We start from the raw sequence: 24,197 nt of genomic DNA on the forward strand, positions 1-24,197 counted from the left end.
GCCATGACACTGACAATCGGCACCGCCTTCCTGGCCGCTGCCCTCCTGCTGCTGGCAGTGACCTTCCTTTCCCCCGGCACCGCCCGCGTTCCGCTGGACCGACGGCGGCCTGCGCAGGCCGCCGCGGATTCCTCGCTCAGCCGGTTCGCGGGATCCGCGGTCAACCTGGCGGACGGCTTCTTCGCACAACGGAAGGTCCGGCTCTTCAACCGGGAGGCTTTGGAACAAGCGGGACTGCGCATGGGCCAGGGCGACTTCTACGTGCTGCTGGCGGTCGGCGCCTTTGTGGGGGCCCTGGCCGGCTTCGTCGTCGGCGGCGTCCTGCTTGCCCTTCTGCTGGTCCTGCTCGCCCCGGTGGCCGGTCACCTGGCCCTCACGGTCCTGGCCGGAAAGCGTCGTGCCAAGTTCGACGACCAGCTGGGCGACACCCTGCAACTGCTTTCCGGCGGCCTGCGGGCCGGGCACAGCATCTTGCGCGCCATCGACGCCGCCGGGAGCGAATCGCAGAGCCCCACCGCGGAGGAGATGCGCCGCGTCATCACCGAAACGTCCCTGGGCCGCGACCTGCTGGCCTCGCTCAGCGACACCGCCGAACGGATGCGCAACGAGGACTTCGTCTGGATCGCCCAGGCCATCCAGATCAACCGCGAGGTGGGCGGCAACCTCGCGGAAGTGCTGGACCAGGTGAACGAGACCATCCGCGAGCGCAGCGAGATCAAGGGCCACATCAAGTCCCTCGCGGCCGAAGGCAAGTTCTCCGCCTACATCCTGATGGCCATGCCCATCGGCATCGTGGTCATGCTGATGCTGGTCAACCCCGGCTACATGAACGTGATGTTCACCAACCCGCTGGGCTGGGCCATGATGGCGGCCTCCGTGATTCTGATGACGATCGGTGGTCTGTGGATGCGCAAGATCATCGACCTGAAGTTCTGAGGCCCGGATGAACCCCCTGATCCTGTGCTCCCTCCTGCTGGTCAGCCTCCCCTCGGCGTACCTGACGTGGTCCGTGCTCTCCGTCGACCGGAAATCCCAACGCGCCATCCGGGAGATGCTTTCCCTGGGCACCGGACCCGCCGAGTCCGCCGGGCCCAAGGAGACGGCCCTGCTCGAGCGGATCGGCCACCGCCTGACGCCTCCCGCCTATGTCCGGAAACTCGACCGGCTGCTGTCCTTGGCCGGACGTCCCGCCTCGCTCCCGCTGGGTCGGGTTCTGGCCGCCAAACCGCTGCTGGGACTGCTGGGCGCTCTCCTGGGTCTCTGGCTCGCCGGCACGCCGGCCCCGCTCCTGAAGCTGGTGGGCTTGTTCGTGATGCTCCTGGGCTACTTCATCCCGGACCTGCTGCTCTACAGCAAGGGCCAGGAACGCCAGAAGATCATGCAGCTGGAACTGGCCAACACGCTGGACCAGATGCTGATCTCGGTCGAGGCCGGATTGGGATTCGAGGGGGCCATGGCGCGGGCCGGTGAAAACGGCAAGGGACCGCTCGCCGAGGAACTGGTCCGCACCCTGCAGGATATGCAGGTGGGACGCAGCCGGCGCGAGTCGTACCAGGCGCTGGCGGCACGAACCAACATCCCCGAGCTGCGCAGCTTTGTCCAGGCCGTGGTGCAGGCCGACACCTACGGCATTGCCATCAGCCGCGTGCTCCGGATCCAGGCCAAGGTGATGCGCGTCAAGCGGCGCCAGCGAGCCGAGGAGAAGGCCATGAAGCTGCCGGTCACCATCCTGTTCCCCCTGCTGTTCTTCATCTTTCCGGTGCTCTTTATCGCCATCCTGGGGCCCGCCGTGATCAATGCCATAGAGACCTTCAGTGGACACTAATCCGCCCATAGGTTTGCGGCGGACGGCCTGCACGGACGCCGCTAGTTGGCCCATAAAAGTGCCGGACAAGGATAGCCGCAAGGTTTCCGCAGGATACTCCGCCGCCTCCGGCGCCGGTCCGGACAGCTAGTACCGTAGAGCCATGTCTCTCTTAGCTGCCTGCCCCGACGACGCAAACGCGGGGTCCTTGCTCGCCGCCGATGCCCCCGCAGGCGGGGCCGGACTGACGGCGCCGTCCTCCGGCGCGGCCCCGCTCGTGGACCCCGCGGCCCTCCAGGACCTGGGCGAGCAGCTGAACAGCGCCGCCGTCGCCAAGGGCTTCGCCCGGGACTACGCAGAGATGTGGGACCAGCGCTATGACTCGCTGGCCGGGGCCCTGGAACGCCGTGACCAGGCAGCCGCGCTGGACGCCGTGCTGAGCCTCAAGACGTCCTCGTCGATGGTCGGCGGCCTGCGCCTGGCCGAACTCGCCGGCGAACTCGAGGAATCGATCCGGGGCGGGGACCTCGGAAGGGCCGCTTCCCTGCTGGACGATGTCGCCGCCCGCGGCAGCGAAACCGTGGACGAGCTGCAGTTCAGCTACATCCTCTGGGAGCGCTAGGAACGTTCAGCGTACTGGGAGCGCTCAGGCGCCAGCCGGTAGCCCACTCCGCGCACCGTCTGAAGCCAGCGCGGTTGCACCGAATCCTCCCGGAGCTTCCGGCGCAGGTTGCCGATGTGGACCTCAACGGCCCGTTCATCGGACTCGCTGATGTAGGCGTCGGCGCGGTAGTACTCTCCCCGCACCACACGGACCAGCTCGGTCTTGGACTTCACCGCGCCGGCGCCGCGGAGGAGCGCATGCAGGAGGTCGAACTCACTGCGGGTCAGGGCGAGCGGTTCGCCCTCGACCGTCACCGAGCGCATGTCGGGATTCAGTGCCAGCCCGTTGTGGCGCAAAACATTGTCCGGCACGGCAGCGTCGCCGGCCGGCCGTGCCGACGCCGCAGTCAACGCGCCCTGGCCGTCATGCCGGGGCCGGCGCATCATCGCGGCCACCCGGGCCCGTAGCTCTCGGGGCCGGAACGGTTTGGTCAGGAAATCGTCGGCGCCGGTGTGGAGCGCAGTCAGCGTGTCGAGCTCGTCCGTCCGTGCGGTCAGCATGACGATGTAGGCGTCACTGAACTGGCGGATCCGGCGCAGCACCTCATAGCCGTCAATGTCGGGAAGACCCACGTCCAGTGTTACGACGCTGGCCTCCCGGCGCCGGACAACCTCGACGCCCTCCCGCCCCCCGGCCGCTGAATGCACCTCATAGCCGGCCTGCCGGAGCACTGCCTCCACGAGGTTGCGCACATCCGCATCGTCCTCAACAACGACGGCCACCCCAAGGTCAGTCATGCCACCCTCACATCCGATGCTGCTCTGCCGGCCGGCGATGACTGTGCATACGCCGCCGCTGTAAATCCGGGCCTCATGCCCCGATGCCCGCGCCGTGCCCAAGGGACACGGCCTACACATGTCCTGCCACCATACCTACCAAGGGCCCCAATTTCGGTCTCCGGCGCAGTAACACGGGCAACAATAATATGTTTAGTGTCAAGTAGGTGTGACAGCAATGTAAACTCCAGTTGCGAGGAAGGGGCGCTTGTCATTGGGTGAACAGCGGCTGTTTCGTGGCGCGGGCGTGGACCGCCGCTTGGGCGCCCTGCACCCGCGCGCCCGTGTGCTGCTCAGCCAGCTGCCACTCACCCTGTTGTTCGGCGCCGGCCTGACGGCCGCGCCGGCCGCTTGGAGCCTCCACTTGGCCAACGGCTGGGGCCAGACCTCCCTCGCCCTTCATGCCGCACTTCTCCTGGCCTGCCTCCTCGTGCCGTGGCAACGGTTCGGGCCGCTGGCGCCCCTGGCGATTCCGGTCCTGGACCTCGCCGCGATCGGACTCAGCCGGGTGGCGGCCGCCGAGGAACTACCGGGCCTCGGAGTGCTGTCCGTGCTTCCCGTCGTCTGGATCGCCGCCTCGCAGCTCTCCCCCGCCGTCATCGCGGCCGTCAGCTTCCTGGGGCCGCTGCTGGCAGGTCTGCCCTGGTATTTTGCCGCCAGCGCCGGGGACAGCCCGGGGCGCGGCGCCACCGTCGTGCTCCTGGCACTGATGACCCTGGCAGTCGCCCTGGCCATGCAGTTCGCCAGGGCGCAGCTGTGGCGCCAGCAGCGCAAGGTCGAAGCCAAGGAGGCGGAGTTGCAGGCCCTCCTCGCGGAAAGCCGGGAGCGTGAACGGCTGCTGAATACCATCCTGGACACGGTCGACGTCGGCATCGTCGCGATCGGCGCGAACGGCCGCCGGCTGCTCACCAACAGCTGGCAGGCACGGCTCGAGGCGGCCGCGGCGATTCCCGGGCCTGCCGGGCCCGCGGATCCGGGCTGGGAAGACCAACTGCTGCTAACCGGGCGGGACCAGACCACGCTGCTCCCGCCTGCCCGGCGCCCGCTCCGCCGGGCGCTGGAGGGCGAGTCCTTCGCGGACCACCTCGTCTGTTTCGGGGAAGCCCCGGGCAGCCGGGTTGTGTCCACCGGGGCGAGGCCGCTGAAAAACGACGACGGCGGCTTCGGCGGCGCCGTCGTCGTGTACAACGAGGTCACCGGGCTGGTCAATGCCCTCGCCGCCAAGGAAGACGTGGTCGCGACCGTCTCGCACGAGTTCCGGACACCGCTGACGTCGATCATCGGCAACCTGGACCTGGTCCTGGGCGATGAACTGCCTCTGCCGGTGCTGCGCCGGATCGAGGTGGCGCAGCGCAACGCCGAGCGGCTGCTGGCGCTCGTCTCCGACCTGCTGATGTCCGCCAGCTCCGCGGTTCAGGTCCACCCGAGGAAAACCGACCTGGCCGGCCTGGTGGAGGCGAGCCTCGGCTCGGCCCAGGCGCATGCCCAGTCCTCGCGGGTGTCCCTGGCGATGCACGTGCCGGCGCCGCTGTGGGCCAACGTGGACCCGCTGCGGATCAGCCAGGCGCTGGACAACTTGGTCTCCAATGCCATCAAATACTCGCCGGATGGCGGCGCGGTGACTGTCTCGGCCTGGGCCGACGACGGCCGTGTGCTGCTACAGGTGGAGGACAGCGGCATCGGCATGACCGCTGCCGACGCCGAAAGGGTCTTCACCCGCTTCTTCCGGAGCCCGGCCGTACGGGACGGCGCAATCCCCGGGGCCGGGCTGGGCTTGTCCATCACCAAGGCGATCGTGGAGGGCCACGGGGGCTCCATCACCTGCAGCACCCTCCCCGGCTGCGGGAGCACCTTTACCGTGGACCTGCCGGCAGACGGCCACCCGGCCGCTTTCTAGTCCCGCGGGTCAGTCGCCGGTCGGAACTTCCCCAACTTCAGCGCCGTCGCCCGGCGTGTTGCGCCGACCCGCCGTCCTTGCCGGCTTTGGTGCCGTCAAAGACGGGGAAACTCGGCGGCGGGCTATTTGCGAAGGGCGCGCGTCAGCTCGGCCCGTGCCAGCAGCCCGCTAGCGGAGGGGTACGCCACCTCTTCAAGGACCAGCGGGTGCGGGGCGGCAAGGACGGACCGGGCATCCCGCTGGCGGGCGATCAGCCGCTCGTAGAGCCACCCGGGCTGCTCGACGCCGGCTCCGACGTAGAGCGCCGATCCCACGAGCGAACGGACCATGTTGTGGCAGAAGGCGTCAGCCTGGACCGTGGCGACGATGACGCCGTCAGCGCCCCGGGTGAACTCGAAACGCTGCAGTTCCCGGATGGTCGTGGCGCCTTCGCGGGGCTTGCAGTAGGAACGGAAGTCCTGCAGCCCCAGCAGCTGGGAGGCGCCTTCGTTCAGCAATGCGGTGTCCAGCTGCTCCTTGTGCCAGAGCGTCGAGTACCGGCCGAGCGGATCCCACAGGGCCGCCCCGTCCGCGATCCGGTAGCTGTAGCGCCGCCACAGCGCGGAGAACCGGGCATCGAAGCCTTCCGGCGCCAGGGCAACCCGGTGCACTTCGATCGCGCCGCTGAGCTCGCCCAGCCCGCGGCTCAGCGCGCCGCGCAGCCGCCGGAGCAGGGCCGCGGCAGGGTCGAGTTCGGCCCCGCGGTTCAGCCCCTGCCATTCCGCTTCACTCAGGTCCAGGTGCACCACCTGTCCGCGGGCGTGCACGCCGGCGTCGGTGCGACCGGCGACGGTGACGCGGACCGGCCGGCGGATCAGCAGGGCGAGGGCCTCTTCCAGGACGCCCTGCACGGTACGGCGGCCGGGCTGCAGGGCCCAGCCGCTGAACGGGCCGCCGTCGTACGAAAGATCCAGCCGGATACGCAAAAACCCGCCGCCCCCCATAACGGGGGCAGCGGGTTTGAGCTCGTTCATAGACTTAAGTCTATAAGAAGGTTCTAGCGAATTACTTCGCGTCCTTCTCGGACTCTGCAGCAGCTTCCTCGGCGGCCGGAGCCTCTTCGGTCTCGGCGACCTCAGCTTCGGGAGCCTCTTCAGTCTCAGCAGCTTCAGTCTCGGCGACCGGAGCGGCTTCAGCCTTGTCAGCGTCCTTCTTGTCGGCATCGCGCTTCGCAGCGGAAGTAGCCTCGGCTACCACGGCCTGCTTGGCGGAAACCGGCTCGAGAACCAGTTCGATGACAGCCATGGGAGCGTTGTCGCCCTTGCGGTTGCCGATCTTGGTGATACGGGTGTAGCCGCCGTCGCGGTTCTCCACTGCCTGTGCAATGTCGGTGAACAGCTCGTGGACGATGCCCTTGTTGCTGATCAGGCCGAGTACACGACGGCGGGAAGCGAGGTCACCGCGCTTGGCGAAAGTCACCAGGCGCTCGGCGTACGGCTTCAGGCGCTTGGCCTTGGTCACCGTAGTGGTGATCCGCTTGTGCTCGAACAGTGCGGCGGACAGGTTCGCGAGCATAAGACGCTCGTGAGCCGCTCCGCCTCCGAGGCGCGGACCCTTAGCGGGGGTAGGCATTATAGTTTCTCCTCATATGGAAGCCGGCGGGCTGCGCACGCTGCGGTGCGTCCAGCCTGCTGGCCAAGATCTGTTTTAGAGCTCGTCGTCGCTGAAAGCGGCGTCGTCCTCTTCGATGGCTGCGGCGCGGGCTGCGAGGTCGAAACCGGGAGGGGAGTCCTTGAGGGACAGACCCAGTTCAACGAGCTTCGCCTTGACCTCATCAATGGACTTCGCACCGAAGTTACGGATGTCCATCAGGTCAGCCTCGGAGCGGGCAACGAGTTCACCCACGGTGTGGATGCCCTCACGCTTGAGGCAGTTGTAGGAACGGACGGTGAGGTCCAGATCCTCGATCGGCAGAGCCATGTCTGCTGCCAGGGCAGCATCCGTCGGCGACGGGCCAATCTCGATACCTTCAGCTGCGGTGTTCAGCTCGCGGGCCAGACCGAACAGTTCCACCAGGGTGGTACCGGCCGAAGCAACCGCATCGCGCGGGGCGATGGCCTGCTTGGTCTCAACGTCGACAATCAGCTTGTCGAAGTCAGTGCGCTGCTCAACACGGGTAGCTTCCACGCGGAAAGTAACCTTCAGGACCGGCGAGTAGATCGAGTCGACCGGGATGCGGCCGATCTCGGAGTCGCCGGACTTGTTCTGAGCTGCCGAAACGTAGCCGCGGCCGCGCTCGATGGTCAGTTCGAGTTCGAACTTGCCCTTCGAGTTCAGCGTGGCAATGTGCAGATCCGGGTTGTGGAATTCGACGCCGGCCGGCGGAGCGATGTCCGCGGCGGTGACGACTCCCGGGCCCTGCTTGCGCAGGTAAGCAACAACCGGCTCGTCGTGCTCGGAGGAGACCGACAGGTTCTTGATGTTCAGGATGATCTCGGTGACATCTTCCTTGACACCCGGAACTGTGGTGAACTCGTGCAGCACGCCATCGATCCGGATGCTCGTTACAGAGGCACCGGGGATGGAGGAGAGCAGGGTACGGCGGAGGGAGTTTCCGAGGGTGTAACCGAAGCCCGGCTCCAGCGGTTCAATGATGAAACGGGAGCGGTTATCGGAGACGACCTCTTCGGAGAGGGTGGGGCGCTGTGCAATGAGCACTTAGGTTTCCTTTCGGCGAGCATCCGCTATATGACGCAACACAGGTGGTGGAAAGATCGGTCTGAAGACTTAACGCGGCTGGGCTTGCCCGGACCGGTGAGGGTCCGGGCAAGCTCCGGCTAAGACTTAGACGCGGCGGCGCTTCGGCGGGCGGCAGCCGTTGTGCGCGCTGGGGGTTACATCCTGGATGGATCCAACCTCGAGGCCAGCGGCCTGCAGTGAACGGATTGCGGTCTCGCGTCCGGATCCCGGTCCCTTGACGAATACGTCAACCTTGCGCATGCCGTGCTCCTGAGCGCGCTTTGCGGCGGCTTCGGCGGCCATCTGGGCTGCGAACGGGGTGGACTTACGTGAGCCCTTGAAGCCAACCTCACCGGACGAAGCCCAGGAGATGACAGCACCGTTCGGATCCGTGATGGAAACGATGGTGTTGTTAAAGGTGCTCTTGATGTGCGCCTGGCCCAGCGCGATATTCTTCTTGTCCTTCTTACGCGGCTTGCGAACCGCGCCACGAGTCTTCGGGGGCATTATTTCTCCTACAGAAAGTTATCGGGGGGAAGACGAGCTAATCCCGAGGGATTTAGCGGGTCTTCTTCTTGCCTGCGACGGTGCGCTTCGGGCCCTTGCGGGTGCGCGCGTTCGTCTTCGTACGCTGTCCGCGCACTGGCAGGCCCTTACGGTGGCGAATACCTTCGTAGCTGCCGATTTCAACCTTGCGGCGGATATCTGCTGCTACTTCGCGGCGAAGGTCACCCTCAACCTTGTAGTTGCCTTCAATGTAATCACGCAGCTGGACGAGCTCGGCGTCGGACAGGTCCTTGACCCGAACGTCCGCGCTGATGCCGGTGGCAGCCAGGGTTTCGTGTGCACGGGTCTTGCCCACGCCGTAGATGTAAGTAAGCGCAATTTCCAACCGCTTTTCGCGGGGAATGTCTACGCCAGCGAGACGAGCCATAGTGGCAGTGCTCCTTGAATAAACCGGAGGTCGTAGGCAGTACACCCGTACAGTCCGTACGGCCCCAGCCTCCGACCGGGGGTTAGCTGTCCGGACTCGTTATTGCTCAGTGTCCCAGATCAGCTTGTGCTGCCTTTTTATTTACTTGCGTGGGTTAGCAACCCAGGGTTTCCGGTGAAGGAAATTAGCCCTGGCGCTGCTTGTGGCGCGGGTTCTCGCAGATCACCATGACCCGGCCATTACGGCGGATCACTTTGCACTTTTCGCAGATCTGCTTGACGCTCGGCTTGACCTTCATGGCGTTCCTTTGCGTGTTGCAGTTGGTCAGCTGGACCGGCCTTTGGCTAATGCCCTGGCCGGCCAGTGTTTACTTGTAGCGGTAGACGATACGACCACGTGTCAGGTCGTACGGGCTCAGCTCCACCACTACCCGGTCCTCAGGGAGAATCCTGATGTAGTGCTGGCGCATCTTTCCAGAGATGTGTGCCAGAACGATGTGCTTGTTGGTGAGCTCAACGCGAAACATCGCGTTAGGCAGCGCCTCGGTCACAACGCCCTCGATCTCAATGACCCCGTCCTTCTTGGCCATACCCTCCGCTAACTGTTGTTGCCACAGCCCCTCCGGCTTGCACCGACGATCACTGCGGACGATTTTAATTGCTTGTTTTGCTAGCTTGCCTGCTGCCACCAGGCCACAAAAGGGCACAACAGGGCAGACAACCAACAGTCAACACTACGGCATTGCGGGCCGAATGTTAAATCCAGCCATGCTAGCGCACTCCGTCCCCGTATGCACGAAAGCGCCCCGCCGGGGTCTCCACCTCCGCCGCCGCGGCGATCCCGTCCAGGATGGCCAGCCGGACGACGTCGGCTGCCGCGCTCTGCAGGTTTATCAGGCTCAACTGCCGTGCGGCGTCGGTACTGCGGTCCAGCGCGACGGCGCCAGTGGAGAGCGCGAACACCGTGTCGCCGTCGGCCAGCGTATGGCTTGGATTCAGCGCCCGGGCGAGGCCGGCGTGGGCTGCCGAGGCTGTCCGCTTGCACTCGGCCTTGTTCAATGCGGCGTTGGTCGCGACGACGACGAGGGTTGTGTTGAGGGGCGGCGCGGCATTCGCCGACGGGGAATCGGGAACCCGGAAGCGCGCGTCTAAGGGAGGAACGACCGAGCGCGCGGAGGGTTCGGGATTTCCCGTCGGCACCACAAATGGGAGTCCCAGCGCGTTGACTACAGCAAGCGCCCCGACGACGACGCCGTTTTCCAAGGTGATCGAGGCCGTGCCTATTCCGCCCTTGAATTGACCCCGGCCGATAGCTGCGCCGGTGCCGGCCCCCACGTTGCCTCGTTCGACGTCGTGCCCCTCCTGGTGTGCGGCGGCATCGGCGGCGGCGGCATAGCCCATGGCCTCGTCCGGGCGGGCGGCGAAGTCGCCGCCGCGGCCCAGGTCGAAGATGGCCGCCGCGGGGACAATCGGCACCACGCCGCCGGGCACGGGGAAGCCCCTCCCCTGCTCCTCACACCAGCGCTGGGCGCCGTGGGCAGCCGCCAGCCCGAAGGCGCTGCCCCCGGTCAGGACCACGGCGTCGACGGCGGTGCTCAGCGTGGTGGGGTCGAGCGCGTCGGTCTCGTGCGTACCGGGACCGCCGCCCCTGACGTCCACCGAGCCTGCCGTCCCCGGGGGCGGCAGGACCACCGTGACGCCGCTCTGCCAGCCCTCCCCGGTCCGGGCGGCATGGCCCACTCGGATTCCGGGCACATCCGTAATCGCCATCATGGCTCCATTGTGCGCCCCGCCGCCGGGAAACCAGGCGCCGCGATCTCCCCGCCCGCAAACGAACGTTGTGGAATACTGCAACCAACAATAGGTAAACGGGCAAGGAAGCCTGACATAACAAAGCTCTGACGAGGCCTTGTGCGGGGTTCCGCCCACCCAGCGTGTGGTGAAGTGTTCTTGATCCCCCGCCCAACTGCCTGCCCTCGGCAGGCCCGGATCCGTTAGAGACGCCCTATGACTAGACATTTGACGGACAGTCCCGTGGCTACCGCCGGGACCGTCACGCGGGACCAGCGCCGGGGACGCTGGTCTGCCCGGACACGCAGGGACTTCATCGTGTTCCTTGCGCTGGCCCTGCCGAACCTGGCACTGATAGCGGTGTTCACCTACCTCCCGCTCATCAACAACATCTACTACTCCACGCTGGACTGGACGCTGGGCTCCGCCTCCGCCACGGTCGTCGGCTTCGACAACTACATCAACTTCTTCACCAGCGCCGACGCCCCCAAGGTGCTGGGCACCACGGCCATCTTCACCGTCATAACGGTCGGCGGGTCCATGGTCCTCGGACTGCTGGTGGCCCTCGCCTTGAACTCCAAGGTCCGCGGCACCACCTTCGCCCGGTCCGCCGTTTTCGCCCCCTACGTGCTCAGCGGGGTCGGCGTCGGACTGGTCTGGCTGTTCATCTTCGACCCCGGCTACGGGGTGCTGTCCTGGCTGCTGCGCGGGATCGGCCAGCAGAGCCCGCAATGGATCAACGATCCGCAGCTCTCCCTGGTCATGGTGATCACGGTCTACATCTGGAAGAACCTCGGCTACTGCGCCGTCGTCTACCTCGCCGGCCTCCAGTCGCTGCCCCAGGACGTCATGGAAGCGGCGTCGCTGGACGGCGCCAACGGGTTCCGCCGCTTCGTCAGCATGTCGGTCCCGCTGCTCTCCCCCACCACGTTCTTCCTGCTGATCACCACGATGCTCAGTTCGCTGCAGGCTTTCGACCTGATCCGGATCATGACCCCGCTCGGCAACGGGACGTCCACCCTGATCTACGAGGCGTACCTGCAGGCCTTCGGGGCCTTCAACCGGGCCGGCTACTCGGCGTCCATTTCCGTGGTGCTCTTCGCCATCCTCCTGATCATCACCGTGCTGCAGGTGCGGTTCGTAGAACGGAAGGTGCACTACTCGTGAGCACACTCTCTCCCGTGAACCCCGATCCCGCTGCCAACGCCGGACCCGCCGCCGGCCCCGAGGTTCCACCGCAACGGCAGCGACCGTTTTCCCGCGCAAACCTGGTCCAGACAATCGCCGCCGGCTACGTCCCGCTCATCCTCGCCACCCTCGTGGTGGTGCTGCCGCTGCTCTGGATGGTGCTGAGCTCCTTCAAGCAGCCGGGCGAGATCGTCACGACGGACCTGATGATCCTGCCGGAAAGCGTGAACCTGGACAACTACCACGTAGCGATGACGACGGTGCCCTTCGCCAGGTTCTTCCTGAACAGCCTGATCGTCACCACGGTGGGCGCCACTGTGAAGGTGATCCTGGCCATCCTGACGGCCTACGCCCTGGTCTTTGTCCGCTTTCCGTTCAAGAACGTCATCTTCATCCTCATCCTGGTCGCGCTGATGGTGCCGCCGCAGGTGTCCATCCTGCCCAACTACATCCTGATCGCGGGCCTGGGTGGCAAGAACACCCTCTGGGGCATCATCCTGCCCGGGCTGGGCACCGCCTTCGGCACCTTCCTGCTCCGCCAGCACTTCATGACGCTGCCCGGCTCCATCCTGGAAGCTGCCGAGATCGACGGTGCGGGGCACTGGCGCCGGCTGTGGCAGGTCGTCGTCCCGGTCTCCGGCCCGTCAATCGCCACCGTCGCCCTGGTCACCGTCGTGAGCGAATGGAACGACTACATCTGGCCGCTCATCATCACCGACCGGCCGGAAACCATGACGCTGCCCGTGGGCCTGACCCTGTTGCAGAACTCTGAAGGCAACGGCTCCGGCTGGGGCATCCTGATGGCCGGCGCGGTCCTGGTGATTGTTCCGATCCTGCTGGTCTTTGCGGCGCTGCAACGCTACATCGTGGCCGGCCTCACCCAGGGCAGCGTCACCGGGTGACGCCGCCTCCGAATGCACCCCACCATCACAACAAGTCAACACTTTTGAGAGGATCCACCATGGCAACGAATCTTGGCCGCAGACACTTCCTTGGCCTGGCCGGCGCGGGCGCAGGGGCCGCGGCCCTGGCGGCCTGCGGCGGCCCGTCCACGGGAGGCGGCACCGGGGCCTCCGGCGCGGCGGACATCGACTTCAGCGGCGTGAAGCCGGCCTCGTCGATCGATTTCTGGACCAACCACCCGGGCAAGTCCCAGGACGTGGAAAAGGCGATCATCGAGAAGTTCCAGGCCAAGTTCCCGGACATCAAGGTCAACCTGATCACCGCCGGCGCCAATTACGAGGAAATCGCGCAGAAGTTCCAGACCTCCCAGGCAGCGAAGTCGGCCCTGCCCGGCCTTGTGGTGCTCTCGGACGTCTGGTGGTTCCGGTACTACACCAACGGCAACATCATCCCGCTCGACAACCTGATCAAGCAGTTGGACATCAAGGTTGATGACTTCCAGAAGTCACTCGTCGCCGACTACCAGTACGCCGACAAGCAGTGGGCCCTCCCCTACGGCCGCTCCACCCCGCTGTTCTACTACAACAAGGACCACTTCAAGGCCGCCGGCTTGCCGGACCGGGCGCCCAAGACCTGGCAGGAGTTCGCCGAGTGGGCCCCGAAACTGAAGGCCAGTTCCGGCGCCCAGTACGCCTACATCTATCCCGCACTGGCCGGATACGCCGGCTGGACCCTGCAGAACAACCTCTGGGGCTGGGGCGGCAGCTGGTCCAACGAATGGACCATCAACTGTGATTCCGCCGAGTCGGTGGAAGCGCTCCAGTGGGCCCAGGATTCGATCTACAAGGACAAGTGGGCGGGTGTCTCCTCCAAGGAGGCCGCGGACGACTTCGCGGCCGGCATCACCTCCGCCACGATCGCCTCCACCGGCTCCCTGCTGGGCGTGCTGAGCTCCGCCAAGTTCAACGTGGGCGTCGGCTTCCTCCCGGGCGGCCCGAAGAAGGAAAGCGGTGTCTGCCCCACCGGCGGCGCCGGGCTCGGCATCCCCAGCGGTGTCAGCAAGGAAGTCCAGCTCGCTGCCGCGACATTCCTGAAGTTCATGACCGAGCCGGAGAACACCGCCGCGTTCTCCGCCGCGACCGGCTACATGCCGACCCGGACGTCCGCCGACATGACCGCGGTGCTCGCCAAGACGCCTCAGATCAAGACGGCCATCGACCAGCTCGCGGTTACCCACGTCCAGGACAACGCCCGGGTGTTCCTGCCGGGCGCGGACCAGGAAATGGCCAAAGCCGCCGCGAAGATCCTCACCCAGCAGGGCGACGTCAAGGCCACCATGACCGAGCTCAAGACCACCCTCGAGGGCATCTACACGAAGGACGTGAAGCCGAAGCTCAAGAGCTGACGCTGCGCTCACTGCCTGAGGATACGACGAATCCCTGGCGACGCTGGAATACCAGCGCCGCCAGGGATTCGTCGTATCACAAGCCGCCAAGCGCATCGCTAGGGAGCCGCGAAAGAAACGCTTAGGGAATCGGGACGGGGACGACGCCGAGCGGCGCCAGTTTCGCGGCTCCGCCGTCGGGCGCCGAAAGCACCCAGATGCCCTTCTCGTGCACCGCCACGGAGTGCTCCCACTGGCAGGAGCGCTTCCCGTCGGTGGTGACCACGGTCCAGTCGTCGTCGAGGGTGGCGGTTTCGATGCTGCCGCGGACCAGCATGGGTTCGATCGCCAGACACAGTCCGGGCCGGATCTTGGGGCCGCGGTGGCCCGTACGGTAGTTCAGCACGTCCGGGGCCATGTGCATCTCGGAGCCGATCCCGTGGCCCACGTAGTCCTCCAGGATGCCCAGCGGCTTCCCGGGCACGGAGGAAACATAGTCGTCCACAGCGTTGCCGATGTCGCCGACGAACTTGCCGGTGGCCAGCGCCGCGATGCCGTGCCACATGGCCGCCTCGGTGACGTCGGAGAGCCGCTGGTCTTCGGGGTCCGCCGTCCCGACGATCACGGTACGGGCCGAGTCGGAGTGCCAGCCGTCCACGATGGCGCCGCCGTCGATCGAGATGATGTCCCCGTCCTGCAGGACACGGTCGCCGGGGATGCCGTGCACTACTTCCTCGTTGACCGAGGTGCAGATGGTGGCCGGGAAGCCGTGGTAGCCGAGGAAGTTGGACTTCGCTCCGGCGTCCTGGAGCACGCCGGCAAAGACGGCGTCGAGGTCGCGGGTGGTCACTCCGGGGACGGCTGCCGCCACGGCGGCGTCGAGCGCGCGGCTCAGCACCAGCCCGGCCTCGTGCATGGTCCGCATCTGGGCGTTGGTCTTGTATTCAATGCGGGTCTGGCCGAATGCCATCCTCAGCGTCCTTTCGGTGGTGCCGCAGCCGCCCTGCAGTGGGTGTGCGGACAAATGGCTGAGGCTCCTCCCGGCACTGCGGGAGGAGCCTCAATAGTCACGGGCCGGATCAGGCGGACTGCGCCGCTTTGATGGCCTGCATGACGCGATCGGTGACCTCGTCGATGCCGCCGATGCCGTCGACCTGGGTGAGGATGCCGCGGTCGGCATACTTGGCCACCACGGCTTCCGTCTGGCCGTGGTAGAGGTCCAGTCGGTGGCGGATCACGGCTTCGTTGTCGTCGCTGCGGCCGGTGTCCTTGGCGCGGCCCAGGAGGCGCTTGACGAGTTCCTCGTCGTCGGCCGTGAGCTGCAGGACGACGTCGAGCTTCTGGTCGGCGTCGGCGAGGATCGCGTCGAGGTAGTCCACCTGCGCGGTGGTGCGCGGGTAGCCGTCCAGCAGGAAGCCGGCTTCGACGTCGTCCTCCGTGAGGCGGTCCCGGACCATCTTGTTGGTCACGCTGTCCGGGACGAAGTCGCCCGCGTCCATGTACTTCTTGGCTTCGATGCCGAGCGGCGTCTCACCCTTGACGTTGGCACGGAAGATGTCGCCGGTGGAGATCGCAACGACGCCGAGTCGCTCCGAAATGCGTTCCGCCTGCGTTCCCTTGCCGGAACCGGGAGGTCCGATAATCAACATTCTCGTCATCGCAAAAGCCCTTCGTAGTGACGCTGCTGTAGCTGAGCATCAATCTGCTTGACGGTCTCCAAACCTACGCCCACCATGATCAGGATCGAGGTGCCGCCGAACGGGAAGTTCTGGTTGGCGTTGATCAGGACCAAGGCAATCAGCGGGATCAGGGCCACAAAGCCCAGGTAGATCGCGCCGGGCAGGGTGATCCTGGAAAGCACATACTGCAGGTAATCCGCGGTCGGCTTGCCGGCACGGATACCCGGAATGAAGCCGCCGTACTTCTTCATGTTGTCAGAAACTTCCTCAGGGTTGAAAGTGATCGCAACATAGAAGTAAGTGAAGAACACAATCATGGCGAAGTACAGGGCCATGTAGATGGGGTGGTCACCGCGGGTGAGGTTGTTGTTGATCCACTCAACCCACGGCGCGACGGGCTCGCCCGGCGCAGGCCGGTTGAACTGGGAGATCAGGCCCGGCAGGTACAGCATCGAGGACGCGAAGATGACGGGCACGACGCCGGCCATGTTCACCTTGATGGGGATGTAGGTGCTGGTTCCGCCCACGGTGCGGCGGCCGATCATGCGCTTGGCGTACTGCACCGGGATGCGGCGCTGGGACTGCTCAACGAAGACGACCAGGGCCACGGTCAGCAGGCCGATGACGAGGACCGTAAAGAAGGTGCCCGGGCCCTGCGCCTTCCAGATGGCACCGAGGGACGTCGGGAAGCCGGCAGCGATCGAGGTGAAGATGAGCAGCGACATGCCGTTGCCCACACCCTTCTCGGTGACGAGCTCGCCCATCCACATGATCAGGCCGGTGCCGGCCGTCAGCGTGATGATGATCAAGATCGTGGTGATGATGCTCGCGTCCGGAATGATCGGCAGCTGGCAGTTCGGCAGCAGCTGGCCGGAGCGCGCCAGCGACACCAGCGTCGTGGCGTTCAGGAGGCCCAGGGCGATCGTCAGGTACCGGGTGTACTGGGTCAGCTTGGACTGGCCCGAGGCGCCCTCTTCGTAGAGCTGCTGGAACCGGGGAATGACCACGCGGAGCAGCTGGACGATGATGCTTGCCGTGATGTACGGCATGATCCCGAGCGCGAAAATTGAGACCTGCAGCAATGCACCGCCGCTGAACAGGTTGACGAGCTGGTAGATCCCGCCCGAGGTCTGACCGTTCTGCAAGCATTGCTGGACATTCTGGTAGTTCACACCAGGCGAGGGGATGAAGGCACCCAAGCGGAAGATTGTGATGATTCCCAGCGTGAACAACAACTTGCGTCGCAGATCAGGCGTGCGAAAGGCCCGGCCAAATGCGCTAAGCAAGCGTCCTCCTGAGTAATAAGTAAAGTCGTGTGAGATAGGTCAAATAAACCCAACAACCGAGTCTAACGGGTGGATGCGCCCGGCGAACAATCGGCATGGCCGGGAAACAGAAAAAACTCCCGGCACCGGGGGCCTGAGCCCCACGGTGCCGGGAGTTTGAACAACGGGCAACTGCCCCGCCGCCTCTTTAGAGGGCGGTGGTGCTTCCGCCTGCTGCGGCAATCTTTTCTGCGGCGCTGGCCGAGAATGCGTGGACGGTGACGTCAACCTTGACGGTGATGTCGCCGGTGCCCAGCACCTTGACGGGCTGGTTCTTGCGAACGGCACCCTTTTCGACCAGGTTCTCCACGGTGACTGCGCCACCTTCCGGGAACAGCTCGTTGAGCTTGTCCAGGTTTACAACCTGGTACTCAACCCGGAACGGGTTCTTGAAGCCGCGCAGTTTCGGCAGGCGCATGTGCAGCGGCAGCTGGCCGCCGGCAAAGCCAGCCTTGATCTGGTAGCGGGCCTTCGTACCCTTGGTACCGCGACCAGCGGTCTTACCCTTGGAACCTTCACCACGACCAACGCGGGTCTTGGCGGTCTTGGCACCCGGGGCGGGACGCAGGTGGTGAACCTTCAGTGCGTTCTGCTTCTCAGCAGCAGCGCCCTGTGCCTTCTCGGCGGTGTTCTTCTCTGCCATTTACTTCGCCTCCTCTACCTTTACCAGGTGCGGAACCGTGTTGAGCATCCCGACGGTCACGGCGTCGGCGGTGCGGACAACGGTGTGTCCGATCCGCTTCAGGCCGAGGGAGCGAAGGGTGTCGCGCTGGTTCTGCTTGCCGCCAATGGCGGACTTGATCTGAGTGATCTCCAACTGAGCGTCGGAGGGAATCAGGTTCTTAGCCATGACTCAGACACCTGCCTTCTGGTTCAGGAGCGCCTTCACCATTGCCGGCGGAGCGACCTCGTCGAGCGGGAGGCCGCGGCGTGCTGCCACTGCTGCCGGCTCTTCGAGGCGCTTCAGCGCATCAACGGTCGCGTGAACGATGTTGATGGCGTTGGAGGAACCGAGCGACTTGGAGAGGATGTCGTGGATGCCCACGCACTCCAGTACTGCACGGACCGGACCGCCGGCGATAACACCGGTACCGGCGGAAGCCGGACGCAGCATGACAACGCCTGCAGCGGCTTCGCCCTGCACGCGGTGCGGGATGGTGCTGCCGATGCGGGGAACGCGGAAGAAGGACTTCTTGGCCTCTTCAACGCCCTTCGCGATGGCGGCGGGAACTTCCTTAGCCTTGCCGTAGCCGACGCCGACCATACCGTTGCCGTCACCGACGACGACGAGGGCGGTGAAGCTGAAGCGACGACCACCCTTGACGACCTTGGAAACGCGGTTGATGGTTACGACGCGCTCTACGAACTGGCTCTTCTCGGCTTCGCGGCCGCCGTCGCGGCCACCACGGCCACCACGGTCGCCACGGCCCTGGCCGCGGTCGCCACGCTCGCCACGACGGGCGCCACCACGGCGGTCGTCAGTGGTAGCAGGCGCAGCGGTCTCAGTTGCCGGAGCAGCTACAGCTTCAGTCACCTGAATGTCCTTTTCGTTATTTTCGGTCACAGTGCCAGCCCACCTTCACGTGCGCCGTCAGCGACGGCGGCGATCCGGCCGTGGTACTTGTTACCACCGCGGTCGAAGACAACAGCTTCGATACCGGCAGCCTTGGCGCGCTCGGCGACGAGCTCGCCAACGCGCTTGGCCTTGGCGGTCTTGTCACCGTCGAATGCACGAAGGTCGGCTTCCAGAGTGGACGCGCTCGCTACGGTCAGGCCCTTGGTGTCATCGACAACCTGGACGAATACGTGGCGTGCAGAACGGTTGACGACCAGACGCGGACGTACAGCCGTACCGGAGATGCGCTTGCGGATACGAAGCTGGCGGCGGCTGCGCTGGGCAGACTTGCTCTTGTTCGTACGCTTCTTGTTAATTGCGATGGCCATGGTTACTTACCAGCCTTTCCGACCTTGCGGCGGATGACTTCGCCGGCGTAGCGGATGCCCTTGCCCTTATAGGGGTCCGGCTTCCGCAGCTTGCGAATGTTGGCAGCAACCTCGCCGACCTGCTGCTTGGAGATACCTGAAACAGAGAGCTTGGTCGGGGTCTCAACTGCAAAGGTGATGCCGTTCGGAGCCGAGACGTTGACCGGGTGGCTGTAGCCCAGAGCGAACTCAAGGTCAGAACCCTTGGCCTGGACGCGGTAACCGGTACCGACAATCTCAAGCTTCTTCTCGTAGCCTGCGGTAACGCCCTGGATCATGTTGGCGATCAGGGTGCGGGTCAGGCCGTGCAGCGAACGGGAGGCGCGCTCGTCGTTCGGGCGGGCGACAGTCAGGGTGCCATCTTCCAGGGTGACCTCGATCGGGCTGGCCACAGTGTGGCTCAGCTCGCCCTTGGAACCCTTGACGCTGACGACAGAGCCGTCAACCTTGACCTCAACGCCGGCAGGAACGGTGATGGGGAGACGTCCAATACGTGACATTATTCTCTTCCTTTCCCGTTACCAGACGTAAGCGAGGACTTCGCCGCCCACGCCCTTCTTGCCGGCCTGCTTGTCAGTCAGGAGGCCGGAAGAGGTGGACAGGATTGCGATACCCAGGCCACCCAGCACGTGCGGCAGGTTGGTGGACTTTGCGTAAACGCGCAGTCCCGGCTTGGAAATACGACGAACGCCAGCGATGGAACGCTCGCGGTTCGGACCGAACTTGAGCTCGAGGGTCAGCTTCTTGCCAACCTCCGCGTCTTCTTCCTTCCAGGAGGCGATGAAGCCTTCTGCCTTCAGGATGTCAGCAACGCGTGCCTTGAGCTTGCTGTAAGGCATAGACACGGAATCGTGGTATGCCGAGTTTGCATTGCGCAGACGCGTAAGCATATCTGCGACAGGATCTGTCATAGTCATGTGGGCTCTTGCCCTTCCTCATAACGGTTTCCGCTGTCCTGGAAACAAAGCCAGGCAGCCGGACCTTTTACGTAGCTAGATTAATCTTCGGTCTTGAACGGGAAGCCAAGCGCCTTGAGCAGCGCGCGGCCTTCGTCGTCGGTCTTGGCAGTGGTCACGACGGTGATGTCCATGCCGCGAACGCGGTCAATGGAATCCTGGTCGATCTCGTGGAACATAACCTGCTCGGTCAGACCGAAGGTGTAGTTGCCGTTGCCGTCGAACTGCTTGCCGCTGAGGCCCCGGAAGTCGCGGATACGCGGCAGTGCCAGCGTGACCAGACGGTCCAGGAATTCCCACATGCGGTCGCCACGCAGAGTTGCGTGCGCACCGATCGGCATGCCTTCGCGCAGCTTGAACTGTGCGATCGACTTGCGGGCCTTGGTTACCTGCGGCTTCTGGCCGGTGATCAGGGTCAGATCGCGGACAGCGCCGTCGATCAGCTTGGAGTCCTTGGCGGCATCTCCAACACCCATGTTCACAACGACCTTCACCAGACGGGGAACCTGGTTGACGTTCTCGTACTTGAATTCCTCAACGAGCGAGCTCTTGATGGAATCCGCGTACTTGGTCTTCAGACGAGGAACGATCTTGCTTGCCGGAGTCTCGAGAGTCTCAGTCATTAGATGTCCTTCCCTGAGCTCTTGGCCACGCGGACACGCACTTCACGCTTCACGCCATCGCGCTCAACGGTCTCGGTGCGGAAACCGACGCGGGTGGGCTTCTTGGTGGAGGGGTCAACCAGAGCCACGTTGGAGATGTGGATTGAAGCCTCAACGACCTCGATGCCACCGGTCTTGGTGCCGCGCTGCGACTGACCGACCTTGGTGTGCTTGGTTACGCGGTTAATGCCTTCAACCAACACGCGGTTGGTCTCCGGGAATACGCGCAGAACCTTGCCCTGCTTGCCACGGTCGCCGCCGCGCTCAGCCTTGGCGCCAGTGATGACCTGAACGAGGTCACCCTTTTTGATCTTAGCCATGGACTAGAGCACCTCCGGAGCCAGAGAAACGATCTTCATGAACTTCTTGTCGCGAAGTTCACGACCAACCGGTCCGAAGATACGGGTACCGCGGGGGTCACCGTCGTTCTTCAGGATCACAGCTGCGTTCTCGTCAAACTTGATGTAGGAACCATCCGCACGGCGGCGTTCCTTCTTGGTACGGACGATGACAGCCTTGACGACGTCGCCCTTCTTTACGTTGCCGCCCGGAATTGCGTCCTTGACGGTAGCGACGATCACGTCGCCAATGCCTGCGTAGCGACGGCCAGATCCACCGAGAACGCGAATGGTAAGGATTTCCTTAGCACCCGTGTTGTCGGCGACCTTGAGTCGCGACTCCTGCTGAATCACTATTTACTCCTTGCGTCGCGCCGGTTCTCAGACCGAAAATCTTCCTACGGAATGAGCCTTGCGGAACGGTTGATCGGGGTGTCTCTTGACCTGCCTGGATTTTGCCAGACCAGGCCTAAACGCCCGTGCCAAAAACAGTTGCTTCCCGGGAGCGCGAGGCGCGAGGGGGCACTATGCCGTGGCACGATTGTTTACGAGGTTGATGATGACGCACGAAAGGCGCCATACAAACTCAAAATCTTAGCACGTTTCCGGCGCATCCCCATATCACAGCTGCCGGCCCCCTGCCCACGGCGCGCGAAGGGACACTTAGTGGGCGCGGGCGGGGTGCGGCCGACCCTCAGCGGCCGACGTCGTCGCTCACGGCAGTCTCTTGGCCCGCCTGCCGCCCCCTCCCCCGCGAACTGAGCCGGCCGGCGCCGGACACCCACTGAAACTCTGCGCGGCGTGAGATGCCGGCGACGCCACAGGCCCCCGCCGGGAACGAGGAAACCCCCGCTCCCAGAAGGGAACGGGGGTTTCGGCGCAGATTCCCGGGCGGGGAAGCTGCAGGTGTTACTTGGCCTTCTCGAGGATCTCCACCAGGCGCCACCGCTTGGTAGCGGACAGCGGGCGGGTCTCGGCGAGGAGAACGAGGTCGCCGATGCCGGCGGAGTTCTCTTCGTCGTGAGCCTTGATCTTCGTGTTGCGGCGCATAACCTTGCCGTAGAGGGCGTGCTTCACGCGGTCTTCGACCTGGACAACGATGGTCTTTTCCATCTTGTCCGAGACGACATAGCCGCGCTTCGTCTTACGGTAACCGCGCTCGTCAGCCTTGGCTGCGTCGGAAACAGTTTCCGTCACGTTCTCGTCCTTTTCACTCACTTGGCGTCCTCCTCGGTCTCAACCGTTTCAGCCTTGTCAGCCTTCTTGGTTGCAGCCTTCTTGGACTTCTTTTCTTCCTTGGCTTCCACAACCGGTGCGGCAACCTCGGCACGAATGCCCAGCTCGCGCTCACGGAGAACGGTGTAGATGCGTGCGATGTCCTTCTTTACCGCGCGCAGACGACCGTGGTTCTCCAGCTGTCCGGTGGCGGACTGGAAACGCAGGTTGAACAGCTCTTCCTTGGCCTTGCGGAGTTCTTCAACGAGACGCTCGTTGTCGAAACCGTCCAGCTGTGCGGATGCAAGTTCCTTGGATCCTACTGCCATTTCTACTCACCACCTTCGCGACGCACAATGCGTGCCTTCAACGGCAGCTTGTGGATTGCCAGGCGCAGGGCCTCGCGAGCTACCTCTTCACTGACACCGGAGAGTTCGAAGAGAACCCGGCCCGGCTTGACGTTTGAGACCCACCATTCCGGAGAACCCTTACCGGAACCCATGCGGGTTTCGGCCGGCTTCTTCGTCAGCGGACGGTCCGGGTAGATGTTGATCCAGACCTTTCCGCCACGCTTGATGTGGCGGGTCATCGCGATACGGGCAGATTCGATCTGACGGTTCGTGACGTAGGCCGGGCTCAGAGCCTGGATACCCCACTCACCGAACGAGACCTCGGTGCCGCCCGTTGCAGCGCCGGAACGACCCGGGTGGTGCTGCTTACGGTGCTTTACTCGACGCGGGATAAGCATTTAAGCCTGTCCTCCTTCTACTGCCGGTGCAGCTGCTTCGACAGCCGGAGCGTCGGCAGCAGCGGGTGCAGCCTCGGCCGGGCGGTCGTTACGACGACGGCGGTCACCACGGTCAGCGCCACCCGGGCGGCCCGGACGATCGCTGGCACCACGGCCGCGGGACGGAGCAGCAGCTGCCTGCTGAGCCAGTTCCTTGGCGGTGACGTCACCCTTGTAGATCCAGACCTTCACGCCGATGCGGCCGAAGGTGGTCTTGGCCTCGTAGAAGCCGTAGTCGATGTTCGCGCGGAGGGTGTGCAGGGGCACACGGCCTTCGCGGTAGAACTCCGAGCGGGACATTTCTGCGCCACCCAGTCGACCCGAGCAAGCGATACGGATGCCCTTGGCACCAGCGCGCTGCGCGGACTGCATTGCCTTCTTCATTGCACGGCGGAAGGCCACGCGGGAAGTCAGCTGCTCTGCAACGCCCTGGGCAACAAGCTGGGCTTCCATCTCGGGGTTCTTGACCTCGAGGATGTTCAGCTGGACCTGCTTGCCGGTGAGCTTTTCGAGCTCGCCGCGGATGCGGTCTGCCTCGGCGCCGCGGCGGCCGATCACGATGCCCGGACGTGCCGTGTGGATATCCACGCGGACACGGTCGCGGGTGCGCTCGATCTCAACCTTGGCGATGCCGGCGCGCTCCATGCCCGTGGACATGAGCTGGCGGATACGGATGTCTTCGCGAACGAAGTCCTTGTACCGCTGGCCGGCCTTGGTGCTGTCGGCGAACCAGTGCGATACGTGATCGGTGGTGATACCGAGTCGGAACCCGTGCGGGTTAACTTTCTGTCCCACTTAGCGAGCCTCCTCTTTCTCCGGGGTAGCGACTACCACGGTGATGTGGCTCGTGCGCTTCTTGATCTGAAATGCACGACCCTGGGCACGCGGCTGGAACCGCTTCATGGTCGGGCCTTCATCAACAAACGCTTCGCTGATGATGAGGTCACCTTCGTCAAACGCCACGCCGTCGCGGTCCGCGAGGACCCGGGCGTTGGAGATTGCCGACTGAACTACCTTGAATACCGGCTCAGAAGCTGCCTGCGGGGCAAACTTCAGAATTGCCAGAGCCTCGTTCGCTTGCTTACCACGAACAAGGTTGACGACGCGCCGGGCCTTCATAGGCGTTACGCGGATGTGACGCGCAATTGCCTTGGCTTCCATTGCTTTCCTTCTCTCGTCTTTGACGTAAGTGCA

General features: G+C 64.5%; 33 protein-coding genes. 7 read left to right on the plus strand and 26 right to left on the minus strand.

Annotated elements, in window-relative coordinates; genetic code table 11:
• Positions 1 to 3: 3 nt before the first annotated feature.
• The 3 genes from AC1DBL_RS01585 (at position 4) to AC1DBL_RS01595 (ending at position 2,426) form a co-directional block, all read left to right on the plus strand.
• The gene (locus tag AC1DBL_RS01585) at positions 4 to 936 is read left to right on the plus strand and encodes a type II secretion system F family protein (protein ID WP_476925360.1); all 933 of its coding nucleotides are present in this window, start codon (positions 4 to 6) and stop codon (positions 934 to 936) included.
• 7 nt (positions 937 to 943) lie between these two features.
• A complete protein-coding gene (locus AC1DBL_RS01590; protein WP_441417048.1) occupies positions 944 to 1,825 on the plus strand; it encodes a type II secretion system F family protein in 882 nt (293 codons plus the stop codon).
• A 142-nt stretch (positions 1,826 to 1,967) separates the two neighbouring features.
• Complete coding sequence (locus tag AC1DBL_RS01595) at positions 1,968 to 2,426, plus strand: Hpt domain-containing protein (RefSeq protein WP_441417047.1); 459 nt, start codon at positions 1,968 to 1,970, stop codon at positions 2,424 to 2,426.
• Here AC1DBL_RS01595 and AC1DBL_RS01600 read toward each other — a convergent pair.
• Positions 2,423 to 3,205 carry a response regulator transcription factor gene (locus AC1DBL_RS01600; protein ID WP_441417046.1) on the minus strand — a complete coding sequence of 261 codons (783 nt, stop codon included), beginning with the start codon at positions 3,203 to 3,205 and terminating at the stop codon, positions 2,423 to 2,425. The two genes, AC1DBL_RS01595 and AC1DBL_RS01600, sit on opposite strands and share 4 nt — an antisense overlap.
• A 247-nt stretch (positions 3,206 to 3,452) precedes the next feature.
• Between AC1DBL_RS01600 and AC1DBL_RS01605 the strand changes: the two genes are divergently transcribed.
• Positions 3,453 to 5,141 carry a sensor histidine kinase gene (locus AC1DBL_RS01605; RefSeq protein ID WP_476925361.1) on the plus strand — a complete coding sequence of 563 codons (1,689 nt, stop codon included), beginning with the start codon at positions 3,453 to 3,455 and terminating at the stop codon, positions 5,139 to 5,141.
• A gap of 122 nt (positions 5,142 to 5,263) precedes the next feature.
• Here the strand turns inward: AC1DBL_RS01605 and AC1DBL_RS01610 are convergent, their stop codons facing one another.
• The 8 genes from AC1DBL_RS01610 to AC1DBL_RS01645 all read right to left on the minus strand — a co-directional run bounded on the left by AC1DBL_RS01610 (position 5,264) and on the right by AC1DBL_RS01645 (position 10,565).
• Positions 5,264 to 6,154, minus strand: a complete 891-nt coding sequence (locus AC1DBL_RS01610) for a tRNA pseudouridine synthase A (RefSeq protein ID WP_476925362.1) — start codon at positions 6,152 to 6,154, stop codon at positions 5,264 to 5,266.
• A gap of 31 nt (positions 6,155 to 6,185) precedes the next feature.
• Entirely contained in the window at positions 6,186 to 6,752 is a 567-nt protein-coding gene (gene rplQ, locus AC1DBL_RS01615) for a 50S ribosomal protein L17 (RefSeq protein ID WP_441417043.1), read from the minus strand.
• 75 nt (positions 6,753 to 6,827) lie between these two features.
• Positions 6,828 to 7,838 carry a DNA-directed RNA polymerase subunit alpha gene (locus AC1DBL_RS01620; RefSeq protein ID WP_024366109.1) on the minus strand — a complete coding sequence of 337 codons (1,011 nt, stop codon included), beginning with the start codon at positions 7,836 to 7,838 and terminating at the stop codon, positions 6,828 to 6,830.
• 126 nt (positions 7,839 to 7,964) lie between these two features.
• Entirely contained in the window at positions 7,965 to 8,366 is a 402-nt protein-coding gene (rpsK, locus tag AC1DBL_RS01625; protein WP_018773682.1) for a 30S ribosomal protein S11, read from the minus strand.
• Positions 8,367 to 8,418: 52 nt separating this feature from the next.
• Positions 8,419 to 8,793 (minus strand): 30S ribosomal protein S13, encoded by a 375-nt coding sequence (rpsM, locus tag AC1DBL_RS01630; RefSeq protein WP_024366110.1) that lies wholly within the window; start codon positions 8,791 to 8,793, stop codon positions 8,419 to 8,421.
• A gap of 184 nt (positions 8,794 to 8,977) precedes the next feature.
• Positions 8,978 to 9,091, minus strand: a complete 114-nt coding sequence (gene rpmJ / locus AC1DBL_RS01635) for a 50S ribosomal protein L36 (RefSeq protein WP_009358722.1) — start codon at positions 9,089 to 9,091, stop codon at positions 8,978 to 8,980.
• A 69-nt stretch (positions 9,092 to 9,160) separates the two neighbouring features.
• Complete coding sequence (infA, locus tag AC1DBL_RS01640) at positions 9,161 to 9,382, minus strand: translation initiation factor IF-1 (RefSeq protein ID WP_009358723.1); 222 nt, start codon at positions 9,380 to 9,382, stop codon at positions 9,161 to 9,163.
• A gap of 181 nt (positions 9,383 to 9,563) precedes the next feature.
• Positions 9,564 to 10,565, minus strand: a complete 1,002-nt coding sequence (locus AC1DBL_RS01645) for a P1 family peptidase (RefSeq protein WP_476925363.1) — start codon at positions 10,563 to 10,565, stop codon at positions 9,564 to 9,566.
• Positions 10,566 to 10,799: 234 nt separating this feature from the next.
• Between AC1DBL_RS01645 and AC1DBL_RS01650 the strand changes: the two genes are divergently transcribed.
• Genes AC1DBL_RS01650 through AC1DBL_RS01660 form a run of 3 tightly spaced genes read left to right on the plus strand, consistent with a single transcriptional unit; the run spans position 10,800 to position 14,079 of the window.
• Entirely contained in the window at positions 10,800 to 11,750 is a 951-nt protein-coding gene (locus AC1DBL_RS01650) for a carbohydrate ABC transporter permease (RefSeq protein WP_476925364.1), read from the plus strand.
• On the plus strand, positions 11,747 to 12,673 hold the full coding sequence (locus AC1DBL_RS01655; RefSeq protein ID WP_441417040.1) for a carbohydrate ABC transporter permease: 927 nt from the start codon (positions 11,747 to 11,749) through the stop codon (positions 12,671 to 12,673). The genes AC1DBL_RS01650 and AC1DBL_RS01655 overlap by 4 nt, the downstream gene beginning before the upstream one ends.
• Before the next feature lie 59 nt (positions 12,674 to 12,732).
• Complete coding sequence (locus AC1DBL_RS01660) at positions 12,733 to 14,079, plus strand: ABC transporter substrate-binding protein (protein ID WP_441417039.1); 1,347 nt, start codon at positions 12,733 to 12,735, stop codon at positions 14,077 to 14,079.
• Positions 14,080 to 14,200: 121 nt separating this feature from the next.
• On the opposite strand, the gene map is transcribed toward AC1DBL_RS01660, so the two are convergent.
• From map to rplV, 17 genes are all read right to left on the minus strand, one after another.
• The gene (gene map / locus AC1DBL_RS01665; protein ID WP_441417038.1) at positions 14,201 to 15,028 is read right to left on the minus strand and encodes a type I methionyl aminopeptidase; all 828 of its coding nucleotides are present in this window, start codon (positions 15,026 to 15,028) and stop codon (positions 14,201 to 14,203) included.
• Positions 15,029 to 15,137: 109 nt separating this feature from the next.
• Positions 15,138 to 15,707, minus strand: a complete 570-nt coding sequence (locus AC1DBL_RS01670; RefSeq protein WP_441417836.1) for an adenylate kinase — start codon at positions 15,705 to 15,707, stop codon at positions 15,138 to 15,140.
• 5 nt (positions 15,708 to 15,712) lie between these two features.
• On the minus strand, positions 15,713 to 17,023 hold the full coding sequence (gene secY / locus AC1DBL_RS01675; RefSeq protein WP_476908457.1) for a preprotein translocase subunit SecY: 1,311 nt from the start codon (positions 17,021 to 17,023) through the stop codon (positions 15,713 to 15,715).
• Positions 17,024 to 17,210: 187 nt separating this feature from the next.
• Positions 17,211 to 17,705 carry a 50S ribosomal protein L15 gene (rplO, locus tag AC1DBL_RS01680; protein WP_011692793.1) on the minus strand — a complete coding sequence of 165 codons (495 nt, stop codon included), beginning with the start codon at positions 17,703 to 17,705 and terminating at the stop codon, positions 17,211 to 17,213.
• Positions 17,706 to 17,912 (minus strand): 50S ribosomal protein L30, encoded by a 207-nt coding sequence (gene rpmD / locus AC1DBL_RS01685; RefSeq protein ID WP_056626615.1) that lies wholly within the window; start codon positions 17,910 to 17,912, stop codon positions 17,706 to 17,708.
• 3 nt (positions 17,913 to 17,915) lie between these two features.
• Positions 17,916 to 18,596, minus strand: coding sequence for a 30S ribosomal protein S5 (gene rpsE / locus AC1DBL_RS01690; protein WP_441417037.1), 681 nt, complete (start codon positions 18,594 to 18,596; stop codon positions 17,916 to 17,918).
• Between the two features lie 26 nt (positions 18,597 to 18,622).
• Complete coding sequence (gene rplR, locus AC1DBL_RS01695; protein WP_018773674.1) at positions 18,623 to 19,006, minus strand: 50S ribosomal protein L18; 384 nt, start codon at positions 19,004 to 19,006, stop codon at positions 18,623 to 18,625.
• Positions 19,007 to 19,008: 2 nt separating this feature from the next.
• The gene (gene rplF, locus AC1DBL_RS01700; RefSeq protein ID WP_028269576.1) at positions 19,009 to 19,545 is read right to left on the minus strand and encodes a 50S ribosomal protein L6; all 537 of its coding nucleotides are present in this window, start codon (positions 19,543 to 19,545) and stop codon (positions 19,009 to 19,011) included.
• An 18-nt stretch (positions 19,546 to 19,563) separates the two neighbouring features.
• On the minus strand, positions 19,564 to 19,962 hold the full coding sequence (rpsH, locus tag AC1DBL_RS01705) for a 30S ribosomal protein S8 (RefSeq protein WP_056737814.1): 399 nt from the start codon (positions 19,960 to 19,962) through the stop codon (positions 19,564 to 19,566).
• A gap of 80 nt (positions 19,963 to 20,042) precedes the next feature.
• A complete protein-coding gene (gene rplE, locus AC1DBL_RS01710) occupies positions 20,043 to 20,624 on the minus strand; it encodes a 50S ribosomal protein L5 (protein ID WP_056425240.1) in 582 nt (193 codons plus the stop codon).
• Entirely contained in the window at positions 20,624 to 20,983 is a 360-nt protein-coding gene (rplX, locus tag AC1DBL_RS01715) for a 50S ribosomal protein L24 (RefSeq protein ID WP_066436866.1), read from the minus strand. The genes rplE and rplX overlap by 1 nt, the downstream gene beginning before the upstream one ends.
• 3 nt (positions 20,984 to 20,986) lie before the next feature.
• A complete protein-coding gene (gene rplN / locus AC1DBL_RS01720; protein ID WP_003803789.1) occupies positions 20,987 to 21,355 on the minus strand; it encodes a 50S ribosomal protein L14 in 369 nt (122 codons plus the stop codon).
• Between the two features lie 555 nt (positions 21,356 to 21,910).
• Positions 21,911 to 22,219: a 30S ribosomal protein S17 gene (rpsQ, locus tag AC1DBL_RS01725; RefSeq protein WP_056737811.1), complete on the minus strand. Its 309-nt coding sequence runs from the start codon at positions 22,217 to 22,219 to the stop codon at positions 21,911 to 21,913.
• A complete protein-coding gene (gene rpmC, locus AC1DBL_RS01730; protein WP_011692802.1) occupies positions 22,216 to 22,545 on the minus strand; it encodes a 50S ribosomal protein L29 in 330 nt (109 codons plus the stop codon). The genes rpsQ and rpmC overlap by 4 nt, the downstream gene beginning before the upstream one ends.
• A 2-nt stretch (positions 22,546 to 22,547) precedes the next feature.
• On the minus strand, positions 22,548 to 22,964 hold the full coding sequence (gene rplP, locus AC1DBL_RS01735) for a 50S ribosomal protein L16 (protein ID WP_138768571.1): 417 nt from the start codon (positions 22,962 to 22,964) through the stop codon (positions 22,548 to 22,550).
• Positions 22,965 to 23,798, minus strand: coding sequence for a 30S ribosomal protein S3 (gene rpsC / locus AC1DBL_RS01740; protein ID WP_441417036.1), 834 nt, complete (start codon positions 23,796 to 23,798; stop codon positions 22,965 to 22,967). It lies immediately after the preceding gene.
• Entirely contained in the window at positions 23,799 to 24,164 is a 366-nt protein-coding gene (gene rplV, locus AC1DBL_RS01745; protein WP_003803798.1) for a 50S ribosomal protein L22, read from the minus strand.
• Between the last annotated feature and the right edge of the window lie 33 nt (positions 24,165 to 24,197).

This window comes from Arthrobacter sp. 10T44, assembly GCF_056393885.1.